The organism is Microcystis sp. M109S1, assembly GCF_020247025.1.
Classification (GTDB): Bacteria; Cyanobacteriota; Cyanobacteriia; order Cyanobacteriales; family Microcystaceae; genus Microcystis.
The window spans coordinates 1-4,446 of sequence record NZ_JADBRW010000357.1 but is presented as its reverse complement, the minus strand read 5'-3'; the positions used below and the strand labels follow the sequence as shown (position 1 = coordinate 4,446).

Here is a 4,446-nt window from a genome sequence, read left to right as displayed (position 1 = left end):
TCAAAATGGACGGGTCGGAAAGCGTAAGACTTCTGTTAAAGAAGCAGCATCCCGTGAAGCGTCAACCCCATTGACGCGACCATTCTAAAAAGGTGGCGTGGTGAGGAATCGCCGTCCGTTTTACGGCGGCGAGGATGTCAATCAGCGCGACTACTCAAAGGGTTATTGAGATTGCCAGTGCCAGGACGTTTAACACTATGGGATTGTAACAGCGAGATCGCGTGTTGATACTGGGGATCATCCTTAGTTCCCAATAAAGAAGGATCATCGCGGAAGCGCAGCTGTTGTTCCTGGGTTAACTCGATCTGCACATCGGGTTTAATGCCTTTTTTGTAGATATTTTCGCCGTTGGGGGGATAATAACGGGCAATTGTCACCGCTAAACCGGAACCATCGGAGAGGGTGTGTACCGATTGGACGGTACTCTTGCCATAGGTCGATGTACCCACTAAAGTCGCCCGGCCATTTTCTTTCAGCGCCCCAGCGAGGATTTCGCTGGCACTCGCTGAACCTTTATTAACCAAGACTACTAGGGGTAAATCGGTAATAGCGGTGTTATTGGCAGTAAATTGACGATCACCGCCTCGTCGATCGATGGTGCTAACGATTTTGCCCTGTTTCATCCACATGCGAGCTATATCGACACTAGCAAATAGTAACCCGCCGGGGTTGCCCCGCAGATCGAGAACATAGCCGGATATCTGTTGTTGACTTAATTCCTCGATCGCCTGTTTCATTTGTTCGGCTGCGTGGGAACTAAATTCATCCAGTTTAATATAACCAACTTTCACCCCACCTTCCTGTTTCAGGGTATAGCTAACCGAGGGGATTTCGATATCTACCCGGGTCAAAGTCACTTCAAATACCCCTTGATCGGGACGGGCAAGCTGTAAACTAACGCTAGTACCCACTTCTCCCTGTAGGGCTTCCATTGCTTGTTCTAAGGTCATTAAAGCGGTGGGTTTGCCATTAATTCTGATCAGGCGATCGCCTGTTTTAATTCCCGCTTCCTTGGCGGGGGATTTTTTCACCGTATCGACAACGACCAGATCGCTAGTGCGTTTATCGAGGGCTAAACGTACCCCAATTCCCGATAATTCTCCGGAAGTTTGACTGGTGAGGACAGAAAATTCACTAGGAGTTAAAAAACGGGTATAAGTATCGCCCAAATCCTTTAAAGCTTCCCGAATTGCCGTGTAAGCTTGTTGGGGATGAGTATAATTTCTGCTTAACAATTCTTGACGTTTTTTTTGCCAATCAATTTGATGAAAACTACGATCTACAAATTCATTATTAACAATTTGCCAAACCTGGTCGATGACTGCTTTCGGGTTATCTTCTAAGGGTTTTTCCCCTTTGGCTGCGGGGGTAAGGACCATCAGGGAACTAACTGCTAGGGTAGCGATCGCACCTCCAGATAGGAGTTTCTGCACGGAAACGAACGAGGGACGCGACTGGTTCATAAAGACAAAGCCAAAATAAGATTGACGTTTCAATAAAGCCATTCAAAAAGCGGGAGCATTTTGCCTTCGAGGGAGGTGAGGAGCAGTGTTAACTACGACTTCCCTAGAGATTAGGGAGTTCCTTGTCTGGCTCTAATATCCACTATAATTCTACTTCTATAAAATCGAGTAATATCTGTCGATGAATTTTTCCTAAAGGACGAGTCTGATTAATCTTCTCGGAATAGTATTCCCCTTGAAGGATGGCAGCCGGGGGTAATAATGCCAAATCTTGCCCTTCCGTTTGCACTAATTTTTCTAATTCCACGGTCAGGGGTACATGATAAAGATAACGGGAGAGATTATCATCGTTATAAGAGCGAAAATAGCCTAAACTAGGGGCTTCGTAGTTAATTTCTTCTTTTAACTCTCGTTTTAACCCTATTTCTGGATTTTCACCCGCTTCTAAGTGACCACCAAATAAACCCCACACCCCCGGATAGAGAATCGTCGGGATGTCGTCGCGCAACTGCATTAAAAATCGACCGTCCTGTTCTAAAATCGCCAAAGCAACGAATATCATCAGTTATCAGTTATCAGTTATCAGTTATCAGTTATCAGTTATCAGTTATCAGTTATCAGTTATCGGTTATCGGGTTTTGGTATTTTCTTGGCAGGTTTTTAGAATAGCCCAAAGCATTTTACCAATTTCCTCTGCGTCATCATTGATACTTTGAAAGGCTCTTTCCTCTATGTAATTCGTGTCTTTCAATAGAGACAGCCAATACTTTGTTTCTAGACACTCCTTATAAGCTATTGACATTTTAGCTCGAAAATCAGCTTTAGAAATAGCTCCATTAGCCTCGGCAATGTTAGCCCCGATTGAAGTGCCACTCCTTAATAGCTGTTTTGACAAAATATATTCTTGTTTAGTTTCACACAAATATTTATAGCCTTTAACAATCCTAATGGCAAATTTATAAGCTTTGTCATAAACTTTACTCTCCATCTGTTTACTGATTACTGATTACTGTTTACTGATTACTGATTACTGATTACTGATTACTGATTACTGTTTACTGTTTTTCTCCCTTTGTTTATGGGGTAAAAAGAAAGCATCGAGGGGGTCCCGGACGGGTTTAACCACTGCGGGGGGTTTGGGGGGAATCGCTTCTGCGACGGGTTGCACGGGTGGATTGGGTTTAACGGGGGTAACGACGGGAGTTTCTGGGGGTTTTGTTTCAGCAGCGCCCGGAATTGTCACCTGTCGGGGATTTTCCAGGGGTTTAGTGGAGACTGGGGGAGAATTATTTTCTGGGGGTTTAACTTCTGAGGTGGGGGAAGGTTTAATTTCTGGGGACGGGGAAGGAGTGGGAACCGAATTAACTGCTACTCCATCCATCTGTTCTAATTCCAGCACATACAATTCGTTAACGCTTTGGGAACCCTGGGGAATAGCCTCAAAGTCAATTTTGCCCTTAATGACGATTTCTTCGCCTTGACGGGGTAATTTATTGCTATTGGTGCGAATCCAAATCTTGCCGGAACCATCCTGCAAAAGATAGGCTCCTCCAGTTAAAAAAGGGGCATAATTGCTCACGGTTCCCCTAAGATAAACTAAAGTGCCTTTTGGTTTTTCCTGTAATTGCTCGATCGCTGTTAGGGGAGGATCACCGATGTAGGGAACGGCAATACCGAGGTCAGCAAGGGTACTACAACCGAATAACCCTAGCAATAATAATAAACTGCCGATGCCCGCTATACGAGTCTGGATAGACATTCTTGCTTTAACCTTAACGAGTGCGATTAGCCAATCTTTTTGACCATAGAATAGATCCGAAAGATTTTTGTTCTCGGTATTATCATAGAATGTCCGTAACTACTTGCCAAATTCTCGACGGGAAAGCCTTAGCTCAAAAAATCCAACTTGGTCTAGGAGAGCGCATCCAGAGGCTAAAATCTCAAATGGGACGACCTCCGGGGTTAGCGGTGTTGATGGTGGGGGATAATCCCGCTAGTGCCGTTTATGTCCGCAATAAGGAGAAAGCTTGTACTAAAATCGGCATGGCCTCTTTTGGTCGTCATTTTCCCACCGATACAAGTGAACTAGAAATTTTAGCGGAAATTGTCCGTCTCAATCAAGATGAGCGGGTGGACGGGATTTTAATTCAATTACCCTTACCTAAGCATTTAGATGCGGTTTCCCTTCTCTACCAAATTGACCCGAAAAAAGATGCTGATGGCTTACATCCTCTCAATTTAGGCGGTTTAGTGCGGGGTGAGGACTGTATCCGCAGTTGTACTCCTGCGGGGGTCATGGCACTGCTGAAAGAATATAATATTCCCATAGCCGGTAAGCACGCGGTGGTGCTGGGTCGCAGTATTCTAGTGGGGAAACCTTTAGCTTTAATGTTATTGGAGGAAAACGCTACGGTAACTATTGCTCACTCGCGCACAGAAAATCTGGCAGAAATAACCAGAAGTGCCGATATTTTAGTACCTGCTGTCGGTAAAGCCAATTTAATCACTAAAGAGATGGTAAAACCCGGTGCAGTGGTGGTGGATGTGGGGATTAATCGCGTCGCTGACCGTTTGGTGGGCGATGTGGACTATGCTGGGGTTTTAGAAGTGGCTAGTTATCTTACTCCTGTACCGGGTGGTGTCGGTCCGATGACGGTGGCAATGTTATTAAAAAATACCTTGTTAAGTTACGAACGCAAGTTATAAATCCGCAGCTACCAGCTATCAGCTATTCAGTGATTCTACCGATACAATTTTGTCAATCTAGCAAGTGGGGATTTTTACGGGGAAACTCTCTTTTAAAATTGGGCTTTACTTTTGATTTTATTACTCAATCCAAGCTTTTGGGGGGTTCTACCCCCCAAACCCCTAGGGTTGATTCATTTAAATTAAGTACAGCGGATTTTGAGTCAATAAATTTGACTGAAGATTCTCAAGTTTATCTTTCTCTAACCAAAAGAGTTAGTCACAATAACTAATCTTT

Annotated in this window: 6 protein-coding genes; 2 read left to right on the top strand and 4 right to left on the bottom strand. The window is 44.3% G+C overall.

The features are described 5' to 3' along the window. Nucleotides 1-137: 137 nt before the first annotated feature. The 4 genes from ctpB to IM322_RS17785 form a co-directional block, all read right to left on the bottom strand. On the bottom strand, nucleotides 138-1,463 hold the full coding sequence (gene ctpB, locus IM322_RS17800) for a carboxyl-terminal processing protease CtpB (protein ID WP_353737528.1): 1,326 nt from the start codon (nucleotides 1,461-1,463) through the stop codon (nucleotides 138-140). A 142-nt stretch (nucleotides 1,464-1,605) separates the two neighbouring features. Next, the gene (locus IM322_RS17795; RefSeq protein WP_286824121.1) at nucleotides 1,606-2,025 is read right to left on the bottom strand and encodes an NUDIX hydrolase; all 420 of its coding nucleotides are present in this window, start codon (nucleotides 2,023-2,025) and stop codon (nucleotides 1,606-1,608) included. Nucleotides 2,026-2,091: 66 nt separating this feature from the next. Continuing rightward, nucleotides 2,092-2,451, bottom strand: coding sequence for a four helix bundle protein (locus IM322_RS17790; protein WP_271974629.1), 360 nt, complete (start codon nucleotides 2,449-2,451; stop codon nucleotides 2,092-2,094). 60 nt (nucleotides 2,452-2,511) lie between these two features. Continuing rightward, nucleotides 2,512-3,222, bottom strand: a complete 711-nt coding sequence (locus IM322_RS17785; RefSeq protein ID WP_287672069.1) for an OB-fold nucleic acid binding domain protein — start codon at nucleotides 3,220-3,222, stop codon at nucleotides 2,512-2,514. A gap of 89 nt (nucleotides 3,223-3,311) precedes the next feature. On the opposite strand from IM322_RS17785, the gene folD reads away from it, so the two are divergent. Both folD and IM322_RS17775 read left to right on the top strand, forming a co-directional pair. After that, nucleotides 3,312-4,169 (top strand): bifunctional methylenetetrahydrofolate dehydrogenase/methenyltetrahydrofolate cyclohydrolase FolD, encoded by an 858-nt coding sequence (gene folD, locus IM322_RS17780; RefSeq protein ID WP_286824119.1) that lies wholly within the window; start codon nucleotides 3,312-3,314, stop codon nucleotides 4,167-4,169. Nucleotides 4,170-4,210: 41 nt separating this feature from the next. Then, on the top strand, nucleotides 4,211-4,441 hold the full coding sequence (locus IM322_RS17775) for a hypothetical protein (RefSeq protein WP_287672072.1): 231 nt from the start codon (nucleotides 4,211-4,213) through the stop codon (nucleotides 4,439-4,441). Nucleotides 4,442-4,446 lie beyond the last annotated feature (5 nt).

Excerpts from the sequence above, each read along its gene's own strand:
- ctpB (WP_353737528.1), bottom strand. The coding sequence starts at position 1,463 with ATGAACCAGTCGCGTCCCTCGTTCGTTTCCGTGCAGAAACTCCTATCT.
- IM322_RS17785 (WP_287672069.1), bottom strand. The coding sequence starts at position 3,222 with ATGTCTATCCAGACTCGTATAGCGGGCATCGGCAGTTTATTATTATTG.
- IM322_RS17795 (WP_286824121.1), bottom strand. The coding sequence starts at position 2,025 with ATGATATTCGTTGCTTTGGCGATTTTAGAACAGGACGGTCGATTTTTA.
- IM322_RS17790 (WP_271974629.1), bottom strand. The coding sequence starts at position 2,451 with ATGGAGAGTAAAGTTTATGACAAAGCTTATAAATTTGCCATTAGGATT.
- folD (WP_286824119.1), top strand. The coding sequence starts at position 3,312 with ATGTCCGTAACTACTTGCCAAATTCTCGACGGGAAAGCCTTAGCTCAA.